This window comes from Pseudoxanthomonas sp. LjRoot206, assembly GCF_056175725.1.
Map to the genome: position 1 here is coordinate 530113 of NZ_JBGFFI010000003.1, position 22767 is coordinate 552879.

General features: G+C 67.0%; 15 protein-coding genes. 7 read left to right on the top strand and 8 right to left on the bottom strand.

Annotation, left to right across the window (positions count from 1 at the left end; translation table 11 throughout):
* Positions 1 to 2: 2 nt before the first annotated feature.
* The 7 genes from AC04MD_RS11750 to AC04MD_RS11780 all read right to left on the bottom strand — a co-directional run bounded on the left by AC04MD_RS11750 (position 3) and on the right by AC04MD_RS11780 (position 10062).
* Positions 3 to 950, bottom strand: a complete 948-nt coding sequence (locus AC04MD_RS11750) for a ribokinase (protein ID WP_475497444.1) — start codon at positions 948 to 950, stop codon at positions 3 to 5.
* A complete protein-coding gene (locus AC04MD_RS11755; RefSeq protein ID WP_475497445.1) occupies positions 947 to 2152 on the bottom strand; it encodes a serine hydrolase domain-containing protein in 1206 nt (401 codons plus the stop codon). Before AC04MD_RS11755 ends, AC04MD_RS11750 begins: the two co-directional genes overlap by 4 nt.
* An 89-nt stretch (positions 2153 to 2241) precedes the next feature.
* Positions 2242 to 4467: a TonB-dependent receptor gene (locus AC04MD_RS11760; RefSeq protein ID WP_475497446.1), complete on the bottom strand. Its 2226-nt coding sequence runs from the start codon at positions 4465 to 4467 to the stop codon at positions 2242 to 2244.
* A gap of 228 nt (positions 4468 to 4695) precedes the next feature.
* Positions 4696 to 5571, bottom strand: a complete 876-nt coding sequence (locus AC04MD_RS11765) for a LysR family transcriptional regulator (protein WP_475497447.1) — start codon at positions 5569 to 5571, stop codon at positions 4696 to 4698.
* Positions 5572 to 5644: 73 nt separating this feature from the next.
* Positions 5645 to 8074, bottom strand: coding sequence for a sodium:solute symporter family transporter (locus AC04MD_RS11770; RefSeq protein WP_475497448.1), 2430 nt, complete (start codon positions 8072 to 8074; stop codon positions 5645 to 5647).
* Positions 8071 to 8913, bottom strand: coding sequence for an HpcH/HpaI aldolase/citrate lyase family protein (locus tag AC04MD_RS11775; RefSeq protein WP_475497449.1), 843 nt, complete (start codon positions 8911 to 8913; stop codon positions 8071 to 8073). Before AC04MD_RS11775 ends, AC04MD_RS11770 begins: the two co-directional genes overlap by 4 nt.
* 132 nt (positions 8914 to 9045) lie before the next feature.
* On the bottom strand, positions 9046 to 10062 hold the full coding sequence (locus AC04MD_RS11780) for a sugar kinase (protein ID WP_475497450.1): 1017 nt from the start codon (positions 10060 to 10062) through the stop codon (positions 9046 to 9048).
* Positions 10063 to 10298: 236 nt separating this feature from the next.
* On the opposite strand from AC04MD_RS11780, the gene AC04MD_RS11785 reads away from it, so the two are divergent.
* Together AC04MD_RS11785 and AC04MD_RS11790 are read left to right on the top strand one after the other, a co-directional pair.
* On the top strand, positions 10299 to 13103 hold the full coding sequence (locus tag AC04MD_RS11785) for a TonB-dependent receptor (RefSeq protein WP_475497451.1): 2805 nt from the start codon (positions 10299 to 10301) through the stop codon (positions 13101 to 13103).
* Positions 13104 to 13411: 308 nt separating this feature from the next.
* Positions 13412 to 16327 carry a TonB-dependent receptor gene (locus AC04MD_RS11790; protein WP_475497452.1) on the top strand — a complete coding sequence of 972 codons (2916 nt, stop codon included), beginning with the start codon at positions 13412 to 13414 and terminating at the stop codon, positions 16325 to 16327.
* A gap of 125 nt (positions 16328 to 16452) precedes the next feature.
* Here the strand turns inward: AC04MD_RS11790 and AC04MD_RS11795 are convergent, their stop codons facing one another.
* Positions 16453 to 17814: a pectate lyase family protein gene (locus AC04MD_RS11795; protein WP_475497453.1), complete on the bottom strand. Its 1362-nt coding sequence runs from the start codon at positions 17812 to 17814 to the stop codon at positions 16453 to 16455.
* 152 nt (positions 17815 to 17966) lie between these two features.
* Here AC04MD_RS11795 and AC04MD_RS11800 point away from each other — a divergent pair, with 152 nt between their 5' ends.
* Genes AC04MD_RS11800 through pelA form a run of 5 tightly spaced genes read left to right on the top strand, consistent with a single transcriptional unit; the run spans position 17967 to position 22761 of the window.
* Positions 17967 to 18824 (top strand): 2-keto-4-pentenoate hydratase, encoded by an 858-nt coding sequence (locus tag AC04MD_RS11800; RefSeq protein WP_475497454.1) that lies wholly within the window; start codon positions 17967 to 17969, stop codon positions 18822 to 18824.
* Entirely contained in the window at positions 18821 to 19816 is a 996-nt protein-coding gene (locus AC04MD_RS11805; RefSeq protein WP_475497455.1) for a TRAP transporter substrate-binding protein, read from the top strand. Before AC04MD_RS11800 ends, AC04MD_RS11805 begins: the two co-directional genes overlap by 4 nt.
* A 9-nt stretch (positions 19817 to 19825) precedes the next feature.
* The gene (locus tag AC04MD_RS11810) at positions 19826 to 20344 is read left to right on the top strand and encodes a TRAP transporter small permease (protein WP_475497456.1); all 519 of its coding nucleotides are present in this window, start codon (positions 19826 to 19828) and stop codon (positions 20342 to 20344) included.
* A gap of 3 nt (positions 20345 to 20347) precedes the next feature.
* The gene (locus AC04MD_RS11815) at positions 20348 to 21628 is read left to right on the top strand and encodes a TRAP transporter large permease (RefSeq protein ID WP_475497457.1); all 1281 of its coding nucleotides are present in this window, start codon (positions 20348 to 20350) and stop codon (positions 21626 to 21628) included.
* A complete protein-coding gene (gene pelA, locus AC04MD_RS11820; protein ID WP_475497458.1) occupies positions 21628 to 22761 on the top strand; it encodes a pectate lyase in 1134 nt (377 codons plus the stop codon). Before AC04MD_RS11815 ends, pelA begins: the two co-directional genes overlap by 1 nt.
* Positions 22762 to 22767 lie beyond the last annotated feature (6 nt).

Here is a 22767-nt window from a genome sequence, read left to right on the forward strand (position 1 = left end):
GATCAGGAAGCGGAGAGGCCGCTGTACGCGGCGAGCGCCGCGCGGCGCGGCAGTTCGTTGGCCTGTGCGGCGAGCCAGGCATCGACCTCGGACCGCGCCGGCACGCTGGTCTGCGCGCCCAGGCGCGTGCAGGCCAGCGCAGACGCCGCACTGGCGAAGCGTAGCGCGTCCGCCAGCGAGGCATGCTGCGCCAGCCGGGCGGCCAGCGCTCCGCAGAAGGTATCGCCGGCCGCGGTGGTGTCGACGGCATCGACGGGAAATGCTGGCTGCAACAAGAGTTCGCCGCCCCGTCGCGCCACGCAGCCGCGCGCACCCAGGGTGACCACGACGCACGGCACCGGCAGCCGCGCGAGCTGTGCGGCCAGCGTGCCGGGGCCGGCGAGCGTGGCCAGTTCACCCTCGTTGACGACGAGCAGGTCGACATCGTCCAGCAACCCCGCCGGCAGCGCGGTGGCGGGCGCGGCGTTGAGCACGACCTTGACGCCGGCGGCATGCGCGATGTGGGCGAAGCTGGCGACCGTCTCGAGCGGCGTTTCCAGTTGCAGCAGCAGGTGGCTGACGCCGCGCAGCGATGGCAGGTGGTGCGGCCGCAACTGCATGTTGGCGCCTGGGGCAACGGTGATGGCGTTCTCGGCGTCGTCGGACAGGCAGATGAAGGCCGTGCCGCTGGCGACCTCGGGCGCGCGGATGACATGCCGCTCCACGCCGGCCTCGGCCAGCGCCTTGTCCAGCACCGCGCCGTAGGCGTCGTCGCCCAGCGCGAGCAGCATGCGCGTATACGCACCGCCGGCCCGCGCGCAGGCCACCGCCTGGTTGGCGCCCTTGCCGCCGGGGAAGGTGGCGAACTCGCGCCCGAGCACGGTCTCGCCCGGCGCCGGCACGTGCGCGGCGCGCACGACGAAATCAAGGTTGGCCGAACCGGCCACCAGCACCGTGCCGACCGTCTTCATGGAGACGCCTCCGCATACACCTGGCGGTAGAACGGCCCGGCGAGCTTGGGCAGTGCGGGCGCACCGTCCACGGGCAGGTGCTGCGACATCAACACGATGACCAGGTGGCGCGCGGGGTCGATGGTGAAGTAGGTCGACGCCGCGCCGGACCAGCCGAACTGGCCGACGGACCCGGGTCGCGTGCTCGTCGCCGGATCGATGACGACATAGCCACCCAGGCCGAAGCCTTCGCCGGGTTCCGGCGCGGGCACCGCAGGATCGAACGCCGCCAACTGGTTGCTCATCATCATCGCCACGGTCTCCTGCTTCAGCAGGCGCGTCCCATCCAGCGCACCACCGTCGGCCAGCATGCGCGCAAAGCGCAGGTAGTCGGCGGCGGTGGAATACAGGCCGCCCGCACCGCTGGTATAGGCGCGCAGCGGCACGCCGGGCGTCCGCGCCGACGGCGTGTTGGCGAGGACACGACGACCCGTCGCATCGCGCGAGGTCAGCGCGATCACGCGCGCGCGCTGCGCGGAAGGCACCTCGAAGCTGGTATCGCGCATGCCGAGCGGCGACAGGATGCGGGCCTGCAGGAAGCGATCGAACGGCTGGCCGCTGGCCACTTCGATGACGCGCGCCAGCACTTCGGTATTGACGCCGTCGTAGCGGAAACGCGTGCCTGGCTCGGTCGCCAGCGGTGCGCGTGCGACGCGGTCGGCGTATCCGGCGAGATCGGATGCGTCCTCCGGTGCCTGCCGTTGCAGCAGCGCCGAGGCCACGCGGATATCGTCGCCGCCGGTGGCGAAGCCGGCGGTGTGCGTGAGCAGGTGCCGGATCGTCAGCGTGCGCGTCACCGGCGCGAGCTGCGGGGCATCGACGTCGCCGCCGGTGACCCGCTGTAACGACACGAAGGCCCGCAGGTAGTCGGCGACCGGATCGTCCAGGCGCAGCCTGCCCTCCTCCACCAGCATCAAGGCCGCCACCGAGGTGATCGGCTTGGTCATGGAATAGATGCGGAAGATGGCGTCCTCGCGCAGCGGCTGGCGGCCTTGCAGGTCGGCATGACCGGACACGCCGCGATAGACCACGTCGTCGTGGTCGGCGACCACTGCGACAGCACCGAGATAGCCGTCGGCACCCGTGGCCTGCGCCAGCCAGGCATCGAGCGGTGCGGGCGGCAGCGAAGGACCGGCCGTCGCGCACGCGGCCAGCGAGAGCATCAGGACCATCCAGAGCCCGCGCCGCCCGGGAGAGGGGGCGGCGCGGGTGGATGCAACGTGGGAGGGAGCCGGCATCCGTGGATCGTGGATCAGAACGTGTATTCGTAGGTGATCGAGTACATGCGGCCGCGGCCGGCGAAGTAGTTCTTGAAGAAGTCCACTTGCGACCAGCTGAGGACATACTGCTTGTTGGTCAGGTTCTCGATGCCCAGCGTGACGCGGCCGTAGTCCTCGAAGCGGTAGTTGGCACTCAGGTCGAACAGCGTGTAACCCTGGGTATGTTCTTCGAACCCGAATACCTGTCCATCAAACGCGCGCGTTTCGGAGGCGGACAGGTCACGATCCAGCAGCTTGGTCGCGTTGAGGGTGACGTCGCCCTGCTCGTTGAAGCGCCAGTTGAGCGACGCGCCGATCTTGTCGGGGTTGATGTCCGACACACCGATCGGCTTGTTCAGTCCGCCGGCTGGATAGCGACCACGCAGGTCGGCATTCCAGAACGCCGTCTTCCCGCGGATGCGCGAGTACAGGCCGGTCATCTTCCACTGGTCGTTGAAGCGCCATTCGCCGCTCAGCTCGACACCCTTGATCTGCGTCGGTGCACGGTTCAGGACAAAATCGTTGGTCGCCGGGTCGACCGCCAGCGAGGTGCCGAACGGCGAACGCGAGTCATAATACGAGCCACCGAACGAGCCACGGTCGCCGCGCCAGTTGAAGCCGTACTCGCGGTTGTCGACGACGATAGCCTGCAGGTCACTGATGCGGTCGACCGACTGGCCCGGCACGTTGATGTTACGCAACGGAATGCCGATGTTAGGCAGGCTGAAGCCTTCGCCATAGGACGCGAAGACGGACCAGCCGCCGGCGATGCGCCAGACCGCGCCGATGTTCATCAGGTTCTCGGTGTACTCCACGCCACCGCCCTGGACCAAGTGGGCACCGCGGAACGCGGTCGTGGTGTAGCTGTCGACGTGCAGCTCGCCGTCTTCGCGACGGAAGCCGCCGCTGATGGTGACCGGACCCAGGTCGTAGCTGAGCTGGACGTATGGAGCGACGCTGGTGTACTCCATCGGCGGCACCCACAGCCGGTTGGTCAGCGCCAGCCGCTGCTCAGTCTCGTCGTAGACATAGTCGACGCCGGTGCGCAGTTCGAGACCTTCGACACCGAACAGCGAGGTGCGCGCCCACGACGGGCGGAAGCCCCACTTCTTGCTGTAGATCTCGGACTGGTCGAAGATGCGCTCGGCTCCGACGGGCAGCGGCCACACCAGCTGGCGATCATCGCCGTTCTCCGGCAGGTAGCGCATGGCCTGCTCCGCCCAGTAGGCGTTTAGCACGAGGTTGCCGCCGAAGAAGTCACCGTGGGTGTAGAGCCCGTTCAACTGTTCGAAGTCGTTGAACTCGGCCTTGCTGCCGAAGATATGGCCACGCTCCGAAGTGTTGGTGACCGGATTGGCGCAGGTCCCGGGACGGCAGCCCTCGACCTGGATGTAGTCGCCGTTGCCTTCGATCTTGAAGCGGCTGTAGCTGAGCTGGACGCGCTGCACGCCGTCCTCGCCGAAGTTGATGCCGCCCTTCAGGAACAGGTTGTGGGTCATCGAGTCGGACACCGAACCGCTGGTGTTCATGCCGACGCGACGGCCGTCCGCATCATAGGAAATACCTCGATCGATCGCGGACACGCCGACCACGAGGTCGTAGTCATCCTGCTTGTGCATGTAGTTCAGGCCGACCTTCCAGCCCGCACTGTCGTTGCCGAACTGGGTGGAGTAGCGGGTCAGCAGGCGGAATTCGTTGCCTTCCTTCTGTGGCGTCGCGGAGAAGTAGTTGATGATGCCGCCCGCCGCACCGATGCCTTCCGAGGCGGACGGGCCGTTGATGACCTCGACCCGGTCGACGATGCCCATGTCGGTGAAGGTGGCGTTGCGACCACCTTCGCGCAGCGGCGAGCCCTGCGGCACGCCGTCGAACAGGCGCAGCGCGATGCGGCCACGCAGCGTCTCGCCGGTGTTGCTCATCGCCTGCGAGGATTCGGCATAACCGGGCACGGTGCGCGCCAGCACTGCGGTCGCGTCATCGGTCAGCGCCAGCGTGTGGCGGATATCTTCCTTCGACACCAGGGTGATGGCGCCGGGAATCTTGTCGATCGACTTGGGCGCGCGGACGCCGGTGACGATCACCTGGTCCAGGTCGACCGCGTCCTGCGCGCGTTCGGCGGCTGCATCCTGCGGCGGCGGGGTGTTCTGCTGGGCCTTGACGCTGGCGCTGACGGCGGCGGCCAGCAGGAAAACGCCGAACGCGGCGGGTACCTGTTTCATGGTCTGTTCTCGGAAAGCTTCGGTGGACGGCGAGCGCGGATGCGCGTCGGCGCGGGGCTAGGTAGGTGTGCGAGAAAGGCCGCGTTGGCGGCCGGCGTGCCCAGCGTTCCTCCCAGACGCTCGAACCCGACGATGGTCAAAGCCTAGGTCGACGCCCGTCACGGAAGAATCGCCCGCGGATATGTTCACAGGCTAGTTTTTGTAGCGTGCACTGCAACATCGCGCCGCTCAGGCATGGCCGGTGGCGATGCGGCTCTCCTGCAGCAGCACAGTGACCAGGCGGATGCGCACCGAGGAACGCGACCACACCATGCCGATCCGCCGTGGTTCGCTGGGCAGCGGCAGCGGGATGCGCACCAGGTCCAGGCCTTCCGGCCACGGACGCGCCCAGTCGGGCACCAGCGACACGCCCAGCCCGCGGTCCACCATCACCGCGATGGCGTTGAGCCCGTTCAGCTCGAAGCGCTCGCGCGGGACGATGCCGGCGCTGCGCAGGTAGTCGTCGGCGACGCGCCCGCCCCACTGGTTGCGGTCGTAGCGGATCAGCGGCTCCGTGCGCAGCAGTTCGTGCGGATCGCGGCCAGCCATGCGCGCCGGCGCGATCATCACCAGTGGCTCTTCGCGCAGCAACTGCCAGTCGCAGGTCTTGGGCAGGTTGTACGGCGCTTGCAGCACCAGCGCGGCGTCCAGCTCGCCCGCCTCCACCGCGCGATAGAGCTCGGCCGAGTAACCGGGCCGGATGTAGACGTTGATCTGCGGAAACTTGTCGACCATGCGCGCCAGGATGTCCGGCAGCATGCCGGCCAGCGCTGTCGGGCAGGCGCCCAGCCGCAGTTCGCCGGATACCTCGCTGTCGTTGGCGACGCTGCGCATGTCGGCGACGTCGCGCAGCAGGTCGCGCGCGCGTTGCAGGATGCGCGATCCCTCCTCGGTCAGGCTGACGGTGCGGCCGGCGCGTGCGATCAGCGGCGCGCCGAGTTCGCGCTCCAGCGTGCGGATCTGCTGCGCCACCGCCGCCGGGGTGATGTTGAGCACGCGCGCCGCGGCCGCCATCGAGCCACGGTCCGCCACCACCACGAAGGTATTCAGGAACTGGGTGTCCACGCGCCTCCCCTTGTCCGCCTCAGGCTACACGAGCCGGGCGACGGCAGCGACGGGACCTATGGCGCATGCGCGGTCATTCGGTGCCCGCCACCGCATCCTGGCGGTGGATCGTCAGGCCCTGCAGCGAACGCGTGGGCGCCGGGAACAACCAGCTCGCCGCATAGCCGATGACGATGCAGAGCAGGATCGAGATGGCCAGGTAGAAGTACGGATGCACCAGGTCCATCGACCAGATCAGCAGGGTCAGCACGATGCTGGCGCCGATGCCGATGGCCACGCCCTGCGAATTCGCCCGGCGGGTGAACATGCCCAGCGTGTAGGCGCCGGCAAAGCCGCCGCCCAGCAGGCCGGCCAGTTCGATGGAGACATCGAACAGCGAATGGATGTCGTAGCGCGACAGCACCAGCGCGATGCCGATGCCGGCCAGGCCGACCAGCACGCCCATGATCTCGGCGAACAGCACGCTCTTCTTCGGCGTCGGGTTCTTCGCCAGCTTCTCGTAGAAATCGACCGAGGCCAGGGTCGACACGCTGTTGATGATGCTGGACAGGGTGGACATCGCCGCCGCGAAGATGCCGGCGATGATCAGGCCGGTGACGCCCATCGGCAGTTCGGCTGCGATGAACAGCGGGAACGTGGCATCGATCGGCAGCAGCGGATTCATGCGCTCGGGATGCGACTGGTAGTACACGTACAGCGCGGTGCCGATGGCATAGAAGAAGAAGCCGCCGGGGATCATGATCGCCGCGAACGTCCAGATGGAACGGCCCGCTTCCTTGTCGGACTTGGTCGACAGCACCCGCTGCATCAGCACCTGGTCCTTGGGGAACGTCAGCACCACGTCGAACACGACCAGGAAGATGAAGCCCCAGACGGTGGCCTTCGTCAGGTCGAAGCTGAAGTCGAACAGCTGCGTCTTGTTCTCCGCCATGGCGACGTCGAGGAATTCCGGTACGCCGCCGTTGAGGTGGTAGATGATGAAGCCGATGGCGAAGATCGCACCGCCGAACATCACGAACACCTGCACGAAGTCGGTCCAGATGACCGCCTTCATGCCACCCAGCGTGGTGTAGATGATGGTGAACACGCCCATGATCAGGATGCTCCACACCACGTCCAGGCCTGTGATGGTGGCGATGGCGAGCGCGGGCAGGAACAGGATCACGCTCATGCGGCTGCCGATCTGCATGGCGATGCACAGCGCGCTGGCCAGCATGCGGATGGCCGGATGGAAGCGCTTCTCCAGGTACGAGAACACCGACATCAGGTCCAGCCGGCGCAGCAGCGGCACGATCCAGATGGCGACGAACACCAGGCCCAGCACCGCGATCAGGTTGTTGGTCAGGTACTGCCAGTTGGTTTCGAACGCCTTGGCCGGAATGGCGATGAAGCTGATCGAACTGGTGTTCGTCGCATACAGGCTGACGCCTGCGGCCCAGAACGGAATGCTGCGGCCGCCGACGAAGAAGTCGGACGTGGAGGTGCGCTTCTCCTGCAGGTAGAAGTACAGGCCGATGCCGACCATCGCGGCCAGGTAGACGACGATCACCAGCCAGTCGAGCCACTTCAGCAGGTAGGTGCGTGCGGTCAGCTCCACCGTGCCGAGCGTCGCGGACTGCGCGTCCCAGCCGGCGAATCCGGTGCCCCAGGCGGTCAACGTCGACGGTACGCCCTGTTCGAGCCCGGGCAGGTCGGCCCAGGCGCGCGTGATGGTATGGAAGGTCGCCAGGCGTGATGCGCCTTCGGCGGACTGCAGCACGTACAGCACATGGGCCTGGCCCGTGGCACGTGCCGCTTCGGCCGCAAGGACGCGACCCGGCACGGCATCCAGCGCCTGCCAGCCGGCATCCGCGGACCATCGCCAGAGCGCATCGCGCGTCGGCGACGGTGTGGTCACGACGAGTTCGCCGCGTTGCGCCACCAGCGTGCCGGCCGCAGCGCCGCCCGGCCAGGGCGTCATCGGTTCCCAGGCGGAAGCGGCCTGGGCCACGCTACGCCGCAGCAGATGCGGCTGCTTCGCCGCATCGATGCCCGCCACATAGAGCGTGCCTGCGTGCTCCGCGACACGGAGTTGGTGCAAGGCGACCGGCAGCGCCTGGAGTGCGCGCAGTGTCAGGCGTTCGCCGGCAAGGTCGGCCACTTCCAGCACCTGCGTGCCGCCGTCCGCCACGACCGGGAGGCGGTACAGGCGATCGATGGAGGCGTTCTGCCAACGATCGCGCGCCGTTGTACCATCGGGCAGCGTTACCGGCTGCCAGCGCTTCGCGGTCGGCGACCATGCCAGGACCGCCGTGTCCGAGAACGCCAGCAGTTGCCCGTTCGCTGTGCGCAGTGCGGTGACGGATGCAAGCGGCGCAGGCAAGGTCGCCTGCTGCAGGCCCGCCAGGCTCTCCGCCCGTACCGTTGCAGGCAGGATGAGCAGCAACGCCAGCAGCGCCATGTATTGGAGCAGCGACGGCAAACCCGCGAACGCCGGAACCCTGGATCGCGTGAGGTACGTCATGCCTGCTCCTGGCCTGCCATGGCGATCAGCGCACGGGCGCGCGCGAGGAACGGGGCATCCACCATGCGGCCACCAACCGCGTAGACGCCGTCGCGGGCGGCGTCCACCACTTGGCGCGCCGCATCGATTTCTTCCTGCGTCGGCGCGAATGCCGCGTTCGCCCAAGCCACCTGGCGCGGATGCACGCAACTCTTGCCGACGAAGCCCAACGCGCGCGCGGTCTCGGCTTCGGCGCGAAAGCCTGCCTCGTCGTCCAGGCCAGGGAAGGCCGCGTCGTAGGCGAATACACCGGCTTCGGCGGCCGCCATGCGTAGCGCGTACTGCGCAGCGTGCACGTTGCGAAGATCACCGCGCCGGATACCGTGCGGCTCGAACAGATCGCCCAGCCCGAGTTGCAGCCCGCGGACACGCGGATGCGCCACCGCGATCTCGGCCGCGTGACGGAGCGCGCGCGGACTTTCGATGTTGACCAGCAGGCCGGCCCTGCCGCACACCTGCAGGCGCGCCTCGACGGCTTCGATTTCGGCCACGGCCTGCTTCAGCTGCTCGGCCGACTCCACCTTCGGCAGGTTGATCAGGTCCACGCCCAGCGGCAGCACCGCGTGCAGATCGTCTTCCCACGCTGGCGAATGCAAGGCGTTGATGCGGACGATCACCTGCTTGTTCGCCGCGCGGTACGGCGCATCGCGCAGGAACGCCGCGACCTGCGTGCGGGCTTCATCCTTCGACGACGCGGGAACGGCATCTTCCAGATCGAACGACAGCATGTCGGCATCGCCCGCCATCGCCTTCGCGAACAGCAGCGGACGGTCTCCGGGCACGAACAACTTGCTACGCATGGACGGCGCTCATCATGGCGCGCAGTCTGCGGGAAACCGGCAGGCGGCAAAGCCCGCGCCGGCATTTTCAAACGATAGATTTTGCTGCGTCCGGAGATGTCGCAACGCAACATCTCCTCACGTTCCGAAAACTCAGCGCTTCACGTCCAGGCTGTTCTCGCCGAGGAACGCATGGACGTCCGCGGCCGCCACCAGATTGAAATCGCCGGGCAGCGAATGCTTGAGGCAGGCCGCCGCGACACCGAAGTGCAAGGCATCCGGCGACGCCATGCCGGCCAGGCCGCCGTGCAGCACGCCGGCCGCGAACGCATCGCCGGTGCCGATGCGGTCGACGATGGGCGAGACCTCATAGGCCGGCGTGGTATGGAGTGAGCCGTCGCGCAATGCGGTGATGCCGGACAGCGCATGGTGATCGACGCTGCGCTGCACCCGCACCGTCGCGGCCATCTGCTGGAGATGCGGAAACGCCTTGAAGGCGGCGGCCGCACCCGCCGCGAAGCGCTCCTGCGGCGTCGCCTGCGGGAAGTCGAGGCCGAGTACGACCTGGAGATCGCGATGGCTGGCGAACAGGATGTCGGCTTCGGCCATCAGCCCGCGCAGGATCGTCGGCGCGTCGCCGCCCCACGCGTCCCACAGCTTGGGACGGAAGTTGCCGTCGAACGACACCTTCACGCCTGCCGCGCGTGCCGCCCGCACCGCAGCCAGGACGCCGTCGGCCGCCTGCTGACCGAGCGCCGGCGTCACGCCGGACACGTGCAGCCAGTCCCCATCCGCCAGCAACGCCGGCCAGTCGTGCGTGCCGCCACCGGCACGCGCGAAGACAGAGTCCGCGCGGTCGTAGAGCACTTCGCTCGGCCGCTGGATGGCGCCCGGCGTCAGGAAGTACAGGCCCATGCGCCCTGCGGCCTGCTGCATGGCGCGCGTATCCACGCGATGCCTGCGCAACTCGCCCAGCGCGGCTTCGCCCAGCGCGTTGTCCGCCACCAGCCCGACCATGCGCGCATCGTGGCCGAAGCGCGCCAGCGACACGGCGACGTTCGCTTCCGCGCCACCGACATGCACGTCGAGCACGGGCGACTGCAGCAACACCTGTCGCCCGGGTGCACCGAGGCGCAACAGCAGCTCACCAAAACAGACGATCGTTCCCATTTCCCCTCTCCCGTGGCGTGGATACCGCGCGCCGCACAGGCCGGCCTGGCTTGTCCATGGGGACAAGATTAACCGGCCCGACTGACAGTTGTTGTTGCAGCGCACACTCTGTTAGCGTTGTTTTTGACCAGCGGTGTCATTTTAACAGTCGGCACGGTCTGGAAGGGAAAAAACAGCAGTTTTTGCCATCAAAACAGTCGCAACACGCGGCCATGGTCCCTTGAGGAGGGGAGAACATGCCAGTTAGTCATCAGAACCGGAAGACACCGGTTACCTTGCTCGCCGTCTCGATCGGCCTGGCGCTGCAGATGAGTGCGGCGGCGCAGGCCCAGGAGGCGGCTCAGCCGGCCGGCTCCGGTCAGTCCGCGCCGGCGGAAAGCGTCGACACCCTCGACACCGTCAGCGTCACCGGCTATCGCGCCAGCGTGGAGAAAGCCCTCGACATCAAGCGCGGCGAAGCCGGCGTGGTCGATGCGATCGTGGCCGAGGACATCGGCAAGTTTCCGGACCTCAACCTGGCCGAATCCCTGCAGCGCATCCCCGGCGTGGTCATCACCCGCGACGCCGGCGAAGGCCGCAACATCTCGGTGCGAGGGCTGGGCCCCGACTTCACCCGCGTGCGCATCAATGGCATGGAGGCGCTGACCACCGTCGGCGCCACCGACCAGTCCGGCGGCTCCAACCGCGGCCGCGGTTTCGACTTCAACGTGTTCGCCTCCGACCTGTTCTCGCAGCTGATCGTGCGCAAGACCGCACAGGCGGACGTCGAGGAAGGCTCGCTCGGCGCCACGGTCGACCTGCGCACCGCGCGTCCGTTCGACTATGACGGCTTTACTTTCGTCGCCAGCGGCCAGCTGAGCCACAACGACATGGCCAGCGAGACCGATCCGCGCGCCGCGGCGCTGATCGCCAATTCCTGGGCAGATGGCAAGTTCGGCGCCCTGCTCTCGGTCGCCTACTCCGAGCGCCAGCTGCTGGAGGAAGGCAGCGGCACGGGCCGGTGGGCGAACGGTCCCAGCAACGGCGGCTTCAGCGCGGCCTCGCCGTTCGCGGCCGCGCGTGCCGCCGACGTCTACCATCCCCGATTCCCGCGCTACACGCTGATGGAACACGACCAGAAGCGCACCGGCGTGACGGCCTCGTTCCAGTTCAAGCCCAGCGATCGCACCCAGTTCGCCCTGGACGCCCTGTACTCGAAGATCGACGCGGTGCGCGACGAGAAGTACATCGAGGCGATCTCGTTCAGCCGCGGCAACGCCACGCCGAACCCGGCGACCAATCCGCTTACCGGCAAGCCACACACCATCGTGCGCGACGGCGTGATCCAGAACGGCGCGCTGGTATACGGCCTGTTCGACGACGTGGACATCCGCTCGGAGAGCCGCCACGACGAATGGAACACCGTCTACACCCAGCTCAATTTCGAGGGTGAGCACGAGTTCACCGACAACTTCAAGATCAGCGGCAAGATCGGTACGTCCAAGTCGGAGCACGAGAATCCGATCCAGACGACGATCATCATGGACAAGTACAACGTCGACAACTACAGCTACGACTACCGTGGCGACTGGTACAAGCCGGTGCTGAACTACGGCATCGACCCGACCGATCCCAACGGCTGGACGTTGGCGGAGATCCGCATCCGTCCGCAGTACGTGACCAACGAGTTCGACAATGCGCAGCTGGAGTTCAACTGGAACATCAGCCCCGGCTTCCGCCTGAAGGGCGGCGTGCAGGCGAAGGACTATTCCTTCGACACACGTGAGTTGCGCCGTGCCTCCGAACTGGCGGTCCCCACGTTCACCGGCGGCACCCGGATCGTGCCGGCAGACCTGACCGAACTGGCCCGCCTGAGCGGCGTGAGCGGCTCGCCGGGCACGTGGGTCGTGCCGGACTACCAGGCGGTGGCGGACCTGTTCGACATCTACAGCAACAGCGGCACGTTCGCGGTGACCGAACGCGCGGTCAACACGCGCAGCGTCGAAGAGGAAGACCGTGGCGTCTACCTGATGGGCGAATTCTCCACCGATCTCGGCCCGATCCCGCTGTCCGGCAACCTGGGCGTGCGCTACGTGCGCACCAAGCAGACGTCGACCGGTATCGCGACGACCAGCGGCACGCCGGTCGCGGCCACCGTCTCGCGCGAGTACAGCGACACCCTGCCCTCGATGAACCTGGTGGCCGAACTGAGCCCCGACCTGCTGCTGCGCCTCGGCGCCGCCAAGGTGATGTCGCGTCCGGGCCTCGGCTCGCTCACCCCGGGCGTCACCGTCGCCGTCGCGGGCGGCGCGCGCACCGTGTCGGGCGGCAATCCGAACCTCGATCCGATCCGCGCCAAGACCGTCGACCTGGGCCTGGAGTGGTACTTCAACGAAGGCGCGATGCTCGGCCTGGGCCTGTTCTACAAGGACATCGACACCTTCGTCCAGACCACCCGCGAGATCCGCAGCTACGAGTCCAGCGGACTGCCGGCCAGCCTGCTGGAGGGCACGGGGGCGTCGGTGACCGACGACTTCACCTTCACGATTCCGCTCAACACACCGGGCGGCGAGCTGACCGGCTTCGAAGCGAACTACGTGCAGCCCTTCACCTTCCTGCCGGGCAAGTGGGCCAACTTCGGCGTGCAGCTGAACTACACCTACGTCGACTCGAAGATCCAGTACATCAACAGTGCCGGCACCAACGTACTGAAGACCGATCTGCTGGGCCTGTCGAAGACGGCGTGGAACGCCACGCTGTTCTACGAAGGCGAGCGTTTCTCGGGCCGCGTCTCGGCGACCAACCGCGACGATTACCTGATCCAGGCCCCGGGCGCGGAAGCCGGGTTCAACCTGGATGGCGTGCATGGCCAGACCGGCACGACCACGGTCGATGCGTCGGTGCGCTGGAAGATCAACGACAACCTGGAGCTGAGCCTGGAAGGCATCAACCTGACCGACGAGCCGCAGGAGTCGTGGGTGCAGAATCCGAGCGTCACCCTGCCGCTGGACTACAGCGAGACCGGCCGCCAGTACCTGCTGGGCCTGCGCTACAAGTTCTGATGGCGTGATCGTCCCACACCTCCCTTGCCGGAGGTGCACCCGAAGCCCGGCCGCCTCTCCCGGCCGGGCTTTTTTATGCCCCACGTACGCGCGCGCAGCGACACGGAAACGGTTCCATACCGGCGTGCTGTCCCGGGACATTTTTCTATTCGAATCAATCAGTTGTTGTTGCGCCGCACTCTCTGTTAGCTTTTTTGACCATCGGTGTCATAAGACGCGATGCCGCTCAGGAATCGTCGGGGAATTCCACGCCGCCAACGCATGGCGGCACATCAAAAACTGCTGGCCGCCCTTAGGAGGGGGATGTCATGAATCGTTATCCGAATCGCCGGACGACACCGGTTACCGCACTCGCGTTCTCGATCGCCATCGCCTTGCACGCGCCTGCGTTCGCGCAGTCGCAGGACGCGCCTGCCGCCACGCCCGCCACCACCGAGCTCGATCGCATCGAAGTGGTCGGTACGTTCCGCGCCAGCCTGGAAAAAGCGCTGGAAGAGAAGCGCTACAGCGCCGAACAGATCGATGCCGTGGTCGCCGAGGACATCGGCAAGTTTCCCGACCTCAACCTCGCCGAGGCGCTGCAGCGCATTCCCGGCGTGGCGATCGACCGCGACGCCGGCGAAGGCCGCTCGATCACCGTGCGTGGCCTCGGCCAGGACTTCACCCGCGTCCGCATCAACGGGCTGGAAGCACTGGCCACCACCGGCGGCACGGACAGTTCCGGCGGCGCCAACCGCGGCCGCGGTTTCGACTTCAACGTGTTCGCCTCGGAACTCTTCAGCAAGCTGACCGTGCGCAAGACCCAATCGGCCCAGGTGGACGAAGGCTCGCTGGGCGCGACCGTCGACCTGCGCGGGGCGCGTCCGTTCGACTACGACGGCTTCACCAGCACGGTGACCAGCCAGATGGGCTACAACGACCTGTCGAAGCAATGGGATCCACGCTTCTCGGCGTTGATCAGCAACACGTGGGCGGACGGTCGCTTCGGTGCACTGCTGTCGGCGGCCTACAGCGAGCGCAACCTGCTGGAGGAAGGCTACAGCGCGGTACGCTGGGACAACGGGCCGTCATCCAACGGGTTCTGCAGTCCCGTCGGCTACACGCCGCAGAACAACGCCAACAACAGCGGACGCGGTACTACCGCGCTGAACTGCTCCACCGGAAATCCTCGCCCGGCCAATACCCAGGCCAACAACGATGCCTACCGCTTGGCCTCCGCGGCCACGACCTTCCATCCGCGCCTGCCGCGCTACGGTCGCCTGACCCACGAGCAGGAACGCCTGGGTATTACCGCCGCCCTGCAATTCAAGCCCAGCGACCGCACGCTGCTCAGCTTCGACGCGATGTACTCGAAGCTGGACGCGACGCGCCAGGAGGATTTCCTGGAGACGATCTCGTTCAGTCGCTCCAACGCGCAAGGCGGCAAGTACGAAACCCATGTGCGGCAGGCGGAGGTCGACGACCGCGGCAACCTGGTCTACGGCGTGTTCGACAATGTCGACGTGCGCTCGGAGTCGCGCTTCGATGAGCTGTCCACGGAGTTCAGCCAGTACAGCCTGAGCCTGGAGCAGGGCATCACCGATCGCCTGTCGTTGAACGCGATGATCGGTACGTCGACGTCCGAATTCAGGAATCCCGTGCAGACCACGGTGACCTTCGATATCCAGAACCTCGACGGCTACAGCTGGGACTACCGCGGCAACAGCCGCCTGCCGGTGATCACCTACGGCAACCTCGACGTCACCAGCCCGGCCGCGTGGCGATGGATCAGCAGTCCGGCCGCCAACACCACCGGGTCGGAGATCCGCATCCGGCCGCAGGGCGTCGACAACACCTTCGACACCGGCAAGCTGGACCTCGACTTCATCCTCAACGAGACCTTCACGCTGCGCGGCGGCCTGTCGTACAAGAAGTTCCAGATGGACACCTGGGAATTCCGCCGCGCCAGCGAAACCTCGGTGCCCGCCCTCCCCGCCGGCACCACGCTGGCCGACCTGTCCACGCTGGTCACCGGCTTCGGTCGTGGCCTCGACGGCCGCGCCCCGAACACATGGCTGATCCCTGACCTGGGTGCGATCGCGAACCTGTTCGACATCTACTGCAACTGTAACACCGGCGTGCCGGGCGGCGACTTCACCCTCAGCAGCATCACCAACGGCAATGCGCGCGGCAACAACCGCAGCATCGGCGAAGAGGACTGGGGCGGCTACCTGCAACTGGATTTCAACGCCGACCTGGCGGGCCGCGCGCTGCGCGGCAACGTGGGCGTGCGCTACGCCACCACCGACATCGACGCCAGCGGCTATACCTCGGTGGGCGGCGGCAGCCCTGTCACGGTGACCAACGACTACAAGGATTGGCTGCCTTCGCTCAATCTTGCCTGGGACCTGACCGATGAGCTGGTGCTGCGCTTCGGTGCCGCAAAGGTCATGGCGCGCCCGCAGCTGGGCAACCTGTCGCCCGGCGCCGGCGTGACCACCACCGGCACACCGAACATCCGCGTCGGCAACCCTTATCTGGATCCGTTCCGCGCCAAGACCTACGACTTCAGCGCCGAGTGGTACTTCGCCGAGGATTCGGTGCTTTCGTTGGCCCTGTTCTACAAAGACATCGAGACCTACATCCAGGAACTGCGCGAGAACATCGCCTACCGCGACACGGGCCTGCCACTGGACTGGGTACCGTCGACGTTCTGGGACGTGGAGTTCGACGTACGCACGCCGATCAACACGCCCGGCGGACCGCTGAAGGGCTTCGAGCTGAACTACCAGCAGCCGTTCTCGTTCCTGCCCGGCGGGTTCCGCCACTTCGGCGTGCTGCTGAACTACACGCATGTCACCTCGGACATCGACTACGCGGTGCCGGGCACCTTCCCGGTGACCTACATCGCCAACGACCTGGTCAACCTGTCGCCGGATTCGTACAACGCGACGCTCTACTACGACAACAACAAGTTCAGCGCGCGCGTGTCGACCTCGTTCCGCGACGACTACCTGCAACGCGTCCCCGGGCAGAACAACAACGATGTGGAGGGCAAGCGCAGCGCGCGCAGTGTCGACGTCTCGATGTCGTACAAGTGGGACGAGCACCTGACGCTGACCTTCGAGGGGCTCAACCTGACCGACGAGTTCAACGACCAGTACGTGGACTCGGCCGGCGACCGGGCTTCGGTGTATCACCACACCGGCCGGCAGTACTACGTCGGCGCACGGTTCAACTTCTGATCCCCACCGGGCATCCGCCGCCCGGCGATCGCCCTGACGGCACCATGATGACCAAACGAAAGGCCCGCCTGACGGCGGGCCCTTTACGTCGCGAACCGACGGCTTTGCTGCCGCCGGTCACCGCATCAGCGCAATGGCTCACCGCGCGGATAGCGGCCGGACGCGGGCTCCATCGTGTCGAGGTTCCACTCGCTGTCGACGAAGGGCTTGCGGGCTTCCTTGTACTGCGGATAGCCGCCGACCTGCTCTTGGCTGTCGATGATCTCGCCGCGACCTTCGATGACATCGGCGACGATGCGACGGTCGATCAGGTCGCGGTTCCACGGTGTGGCGCCTACCGTTTCGATGACCGCGTCCTGCACCTTGCCGGACGGCAGCAGGGTGACACCGAACGGCAACGCCGGCGCATTCTTCACACGGTTGAGCTTCACCGGCGCGGTGGTATAGCTGCCCGTCTCTTGGATGCTGGCATTGCCGACGCGATCGACCACCAGGTTGTCCTGCGCATAGAGGTCGAGATCGCCGGAGCCACCGATCATCATGAAGGCCAGCGGCTCGGTCGACTTGCCGGCACGCATGACGTTGCCGCGCACCACCATCTCGCCCTTCGAGTACGCATGACCCAGCCATTCTTCGGCGATCAGGTTGTAGTGGATGGCGCGTTGCCCCGGGTTGTAGATCAGGTTGTTGATCACCTGCCCGCGCGCGCCGCCCTTGAACAGCGGGCTGCGTTCGTAATTGTGCGCGTAGAGATTGCCGACGATCAGCACCTCGTTGACATGGTCGTGGATCAGCGAGCCCTTGGAGTGCTCGCCCTTGGGATGGGTGGCGTGCGCCAACCCTTCGCTGACGATGTTGTTGCTGTAGGTGATCCGGCGCGAGGCATTGGCCATCCATTCGGCCTCGTTCTCGCCGTGGAAGCGCGTACTGGACGCGCTGAGGTTCTCATCGGTCGCCCAGGTCAGCGAGCAATGGTCGACGATCACATCGTGCGCGCCGCGCACGGTAGTGATGGCGTCGATGTCGCCGGAGCGCTTCGGCATGCCGCCGTCGCCAGGCCGGATACGGAGATGGCGCACCACCACGTCGTGCGTGGCGATGGTCAGGCCGCCCTTGATGATGGTCACACCGGGGTGCGGCGCGGTCTGGCCGGCGATCGTCAGGAAGGGGTCGGTGATGCGCAGTTCCTTCATGCCGAGGTCGATGATGCCGCCGACCTCGAACACGACGATGCGCGGCCCCTTGCCGGTCACCGCCTCCTTGAACGAGCCAGGCCCATCCGCCGCCAGCGTGGTGACGCGGACGATCTTGCCGCCGCGGCCCCCGGGCGTGTGCGCGGCCGCACCCTGGGCGCCCGGGAACGCGACGGCCTGCGGATCGGCGGCCAGCGCCGGAATCGTGGCCGTCGCGATCGCCAGCAGCACGGCGGCCAGGCCACAGCCCAGCCTGCGGGCCCGCGCCAGCGCGGGGTAACGGATATGGAACATTGGCTCCCTCCCAGGAGTGGATCGATGCATCGTGGCATCGGGATGGGTTTTGCGGCACTGCACATTGTCAATGACACCGGTTTACCATATACAGGTCACCCATCTGCACTGTCACTCGGCAGTGCAACAAAACGCAGCGGGGGAGAACCCACTTGAGTAACGACCGCAACGCCCTCGCCGACGCCCGCGCCGCCGCGCCCGTGCTGGCCGCCATCGCGGACAGCTTCGTCGGCGCGCGCCGCCAGGGCCGCGCTTTGCCGGGGTTTCCCGGCGACATTCCCGACGACCTCGTGACCGCGTACCGCGTGCAGGATCTTGCGATCGCGCAGTGGCCGGACCGCGTGGTGGGCTGGAAGGTCGGCTTCATCGCCCCCGAGCGGCGCGACGCCTCCGGCGACGAGCGCCTGCTGGGCCCGATCTTCGCGCGCCAGCTTCAGATGACCACCGGTGGTCAATCCACCTTCCAAGTGTTCGAAGGCGGCTTCGGCGCGGTGGAAGCCGAGTACGTCCTGCGCCTGGAGGCGGATGCCCCGGCAGACAAGACCGACTGGACGCCCGAGGAAGCAGCCGCCGTGCCGTCGACGCTGTTCATCGGCATGGAAGTGGCCAGCAGCCCGCTGGCGACCATCAATCAGTTGGGGCCACGCGTCGTCGTGTCTGACTTCGGCAACAACAACGGACTGGTGGTCGGGGCGGAAGTCCCCGGCTGGAACGACCGCAGCGATGCATCGCTGACGTGCACGACCTGGATCGACGACCGGCAGGTCGGCCAGGGAGGCGCGACGACGCTGCCGGGCGGACTGCGCGCGGCGTTCGCTTTCGCGCTGGCGCGTTCGGCGCGGCGTGGCCGTCCGCTGAAGGCCGGCGACCTGATCGCCACCGGCAACGCGACGGGCATCCACGACATCCTGCCCGGCCAGCGCGCACGCATCGACTTCGATGGCCACGGCAGCATCGCGTGCCTCGCCGCTGCGGCGGCACCGCGGGATGAGGGAGACTGGCGCGCATGATGGACCGTCGCCGTTTCCTGGGGGCCAGCCTTGGCGCTGCCGTCGCCCTGCCACTGGCGGGCAGTCGCGCGCTGGCGGACGAAGGCCGTCATGTCCTGACGGCCACCGACGTGCATGTGAAGGACTATCCGACGGTCGAGGCGGTGCGCTGGATCGCCGACACGATGGCGCGCGAGACCGGCAGCCGGGTGACGCTGCGCCAGTGCCACTCCGGCCAGCTCGGCCGCGAATCGGAAGCGATCGACATGGCGCGGTTCGGCGCCATCGACATGACACGCGTCTACGCGGGCGCGCTGAACAATGCGTTTCCGCTGACACAGGCCTTGTGCCTGCCTTATGTGTTCGACTCGGTCGCGCACATGCGGCGTGCGATGGACCAGGGCGTCGGCCAGGCGGTGCTGGACGGCTTCGCCAGGCGCGGCCTGGTCGGCCTGGCGATCTACGATTCCGGCGCGCGCTGCTTCTACAACACCAAGCACGCCATCCGCGTGCCGTCGGACCTGCACGGACTGAAGATCCGTGTGCCCGTCTCAGACATCTTCATCCGCATGCTGCGCCTGTTCGGCGCCAATCCCACACCGTTGTCGCTGGGCGAGGTGTTCTCCGGACTGGAGACGCACATGATCGACGGCGCCGAGAACAATGTCCGCAGCTTCCATTCCAGCCGGCATTTCGAGGCGGCCCGGTACTGGTCGCAGACCAATCATTCCTATGCCCCCGACGTGCTGCTGGTATCGCAGCGCACGCTGGACGATCTCTCGCCACGGGACCGCGAACTGCTGATCGAGACCGCGCGCCAGTCGGTCGGCGTGATGCGGTCGCTGTGGGATGCGTCGGAGGCCAAGGCGCGCGACGCTGTCTTCGCCGCGGGCGTGGTGCACAACGATGCGGACCTGGCTGCGTTCGCGCAGGCATCCGCGCCGCTGCTGACAGAGTATCGCCGCGATCCCGCCATCGATGCGCTGTACCGCCGCATCCGCGACCTGGCCTGAGAACCCACGATGTCCGAAGAGTCCACACCGCCCATCACCACGCCGCTGCAACGCGGCATGGACCTGCTTTCCAACGCGGCCATCACCATTGCCGTTGCCTCCCTGCTGGGCCTGGTCGTCGTGCAGGGATGGCAAGTAATCGCACGCTATGTCATCAACGACTCGCCGAGCTGGACGGAGCCACTCACGGCTCTATTGCTCACGACGGCCATGAGCCTGGGTGCGGCCGCCGGCGTGCACACCAATCGCCACTTCGGCTTCTTCCTGCTGGCCGACGCCGTCGGTCCGCGCGCGCGCAAGCTGCTGCATGCCGTCTCGCCGCTGGTCATCGCGGCGATCGGTGCGGTGATGGCGTACTGGGGGGCGGTGCTGCTGCTGGACGGACTGGGCATCAAGATCGCCGGCGCCTCGATGCCACAGAGCATCGCGTACCTGCCGCTGTCGCTGGGTGGTGCGCTGATGGTGGTGTTCGCGCTGTACCGCCTGCTCCTGGTGCTGCGTGCGCCGACGACCGACGAGGCCCGCTGACCCATGGCGATCACCCTGCTGTTCTCGCTCTTCGCGATCCTGCTGCTGATCGGCGTGCCCGTCGCGTACGCGCTTGCGGCCGCCTCGTTGGCGACCCTGCTCTACCTCGACCTGCCCAGCATCGTGCTGGTCCAGCAGATCTCCTCCGGTACCGGCTCGGCATCGCTGATCGCGATTCCGCTCTTCATCTTCGCCGGCGAGATCATGCTGCGCGGCGGCATCTCCGAGCGCCTGATCAGCCTGGCCGCGTCACTGGTCGGTCGGCTGCGTGGCGGCCTGGGCCAGGTGAGCATCCTGTCGTCGCTGTTCTTCGGCGGCGTGTCGGGCTCGGCGATCGCCGATGTTTCCGCGGTCGGCGGCACGATGATCCCGCAGATGGTCAAACGCGGCTACGACCGCGACTTCGCCGTCAACGTCAGCATCACCGCCGCCCTGGTGGCGCTGCTGGTGCCGCCCTCGCACAACCTGATCCTGTTTTCCGCCGCCGCGGGCGGTGGCCTGTCAATCGCGGACCTGTTCGCCGCCGGCATCGTACCCGCGCTGTTGATGACCGTCGTCCTGATGTTCACTGGCTGGGCAGTGGCGAGGAAACGCGGCTACGGCACCGAGCCGTTCCCGGGCATGCGCGCGGTCCTGCTGCGGTTGGTCGCGGCGTTGCCGGGCTTGGGCCTGGTCGGCCTGATCTTCTTCGGCATCCGCGCCGGCATCTTCACTGCCGTCGAAAGTGCCGCCATCGCGGTGGTGTACGCACTGCTGGTGACCAGCGTGCTGTACCGCCAGCTGTCGCTGAAGGAGTTCTTGGCCACGGTGACGCATGCCGCCCGCACGACCGGCGTCATACTGTTCGTCATCGCCACCGCGGCGGTGTTCGGCTGGTTGCTGGCCTACCTACAAGTGCCTGCCGCCGCCGTCGACGCGCTGCAGTCGATCGCCCACAGCAAGTACACCGTACTGCTGCTGATCGTGCTGGTCCTGCTGCTGCTGGGCACCTTCATGGATCTGGCGCCGATGATCCTGATCTGCACGCCGATCTTCCTGCCGGTCGCGCGTGCCTACGGCATCGACCCGATCCATTTCGGCCTGGTGCTGGTCCTGACCGGCGGCATCGGGCTGGTGACGCCACCGGTGGGCTCGGTGCTGTTCATCGGTACGGCCATCGGCAAGATCACCATCGCGCAGAGCATGCGCACCATCTGGCCGTTCTGGCTCGCCGGCCTGGCGGTCCTGATGATCGTCACGCTGTTCCCCGAATTGTCGCTGTGGCTGCCGCGGGCGCTGAAGTGATGAAGCGCACGCGCCTCCTCGCGGCGATGTTGTGGCTGCCGGCCTCGGTGGCCTGCGCGCAGGCCACCACGCCGCCTTCGCTGGGCGGCTTCGAGGACGCCATCCATCATTGGCGCAACGTCCACGGCGATGCGTATCCGCGTTACTCACCGGAACAGGTGGCGCGGATCGCCGACAACATCCTGGGCTACCAGCGCCTGGATGGCGGCTGGATCGAGAACCAGGACCCCGCGCGGATCCTGGACGACGCGGAGAAGGCGCGCTTCGATGCCGAAGCACGCAAGTCCGGCGGCAGCTTCGACAACCGCAACATCTATACGCAACTGGACTACCTGGCCACCGCGTATGCGATCACCGGCGACGTGCGCTATCGCGACGGCAGCCTGAAGGGCATCGGCTTCACCCTGGCGCAGCAGGTTCCCGGCTGTGGCGGCTGGCCGCATACGGTGCCGGCCACGCAGTCCTACCATCCGCACATCACCATCGCCGACGACGTGACGGCCGGCGTGCTCGGCACCTTGCGCAAGGTCGTGTCCGACACGCGACGCTATGCCTTCGTCGATGCCACGTTGCGCGCACGCGTGCAGGCCGCCATCGAGCGGGGCGATGCCTGCCTGCTGCGGCTGCAGGTACGCCAGGACGGTCGCCTGGCCGGCTGGGCGGGACAGTACGACGCGAAGACGCTCCTCCCTGCGCAGGGACGGAAGTTCGAACTGCCCTCGATCACCGGCCAGGAGACCGTCGGCGTACTGCGCTATCTGATGTCCATTCCGGATCCGTCGCCCGAGGTCGTGGCCGCCGTACACGGTGCCGTGGCCTGGCTGCGTCGCGTCGAGATCACCGGCTGGCGCATCGAGACCTTCGACGCGCCGGCCGAACAGTTCCAGTACCACAGCAGCAAGAAAGATCGCCGCCTCGTCGCCGACCCCACCGCCACCGGGCTGTGGGCGCGCTTCTACGATGCGAACGACAACAGCGTCGTGCTCGCCACACGCGAAGGCCAGCGTGTCGCGCGCTACGACGACATCCCGCGCGAACGCCGTACCGGCTACGAATGGTACGGCAGCTGGCCCAAGCGGTTGCTGTCGAAGGAGTACCCGCAGTGGAAGGCGCAACACGCGCCACCGAAATAGAGGATC

Bases quoted from the DNA above. Each gene is read 5' to 3' on its own strand.
- AC04MD_RS11775 (WP_475497449.1), bottom strand. From the start codon at position 8,913: ATGCGTAGCAAGTTGTTCGTGCCCGGAGACCGTCCGCTGCTGTTCGCG.
- AC04MD_RS11805 (WP_475497455.1), top strand. From the start codon at position 18,821: ATGATGGACCGTCGCCGTTTCCTGGGGGCCAGCCTTGGCGCTGCCGTC.
- AC04MD_RS11810 (WP_475497456.1), top strand. From the start codon at position 19,826: ATGTCCGAAGAGTCCACACCGCCCATCACCACGCCGCTGCAACGCGGC.
- AC04MD_RS11815 (WP_475497457.1), top strand. From the start codon at position 20,348: ATGGCGATCACCCTGCTGTTCTCGCTCTTCGCGATCCTGCTGCTGATC.
- AC04MD_RS11755 (WP_475497445.1), bottom strand. From the start codon at position 2,152: ATGCTCTCGCTGGCCGCGTGCGCGACGGCCGGTCCTTCGCTGCCGCCC.
- AC04MD_RS11780 (WP_475497450.1), bottom strand. From the start codon at position 10,062: ATGGGAACGATCGTCTGTTTTGGTGAGCTGCTGTTGCGCCTCGGTGCA.
- AC04MD_RS11760 (WP_475497446.1), bottom strand. From the start codon at position 4,467: ATGAAACAGGTACCCGCCGCGTTCGGCGTTTTCCTGCTGGCCGCCGCC.
- AC04MD_RS11795 (WP_475497453.1), bottom strand. From the start codon at position 17,814: ATGTTCCATATCCGTTACCCCGCGCTGGCGCGGGCCCGCAGGCTGGGC.
- AC04MD_RS11790 (WP_475497452.1), top strand. From the start codon at position 13,412: ATGAATCGTTATCCGAATCGCCGGACGACACCGGTTACCGCACTCGCG.
- pelA (WP_475497458.1), top strand. From the start codon at position 21,628: ATGAAGCGCACGCGCCTCCTCGCGGCGATGTTGTGGCTGCCGGCCTCG.
- AC04MD_RS11750 (WP_475497444.1), bottom strand. From the start codon at position 950: ATGAAGACGGTCGGCACGGTGCTGGTGGCCGGTTCGGCCAACCTTGAT.
- AC04MD_RS11785 (WP_475497451.1), top strand. From the start codon at position 10,299: ATGCCAGTTAGTCATCAGAACCGGAAGACACCGGTTACCTTGCTCGCC.
- AC04MD_RS11770 (WP_475497448.1), bottom strand. From the start codon at position 8,074: ATGACGTACCTCACGCGATCCAGGGTTCCGGCGTTCGCGGGTTTGCCG.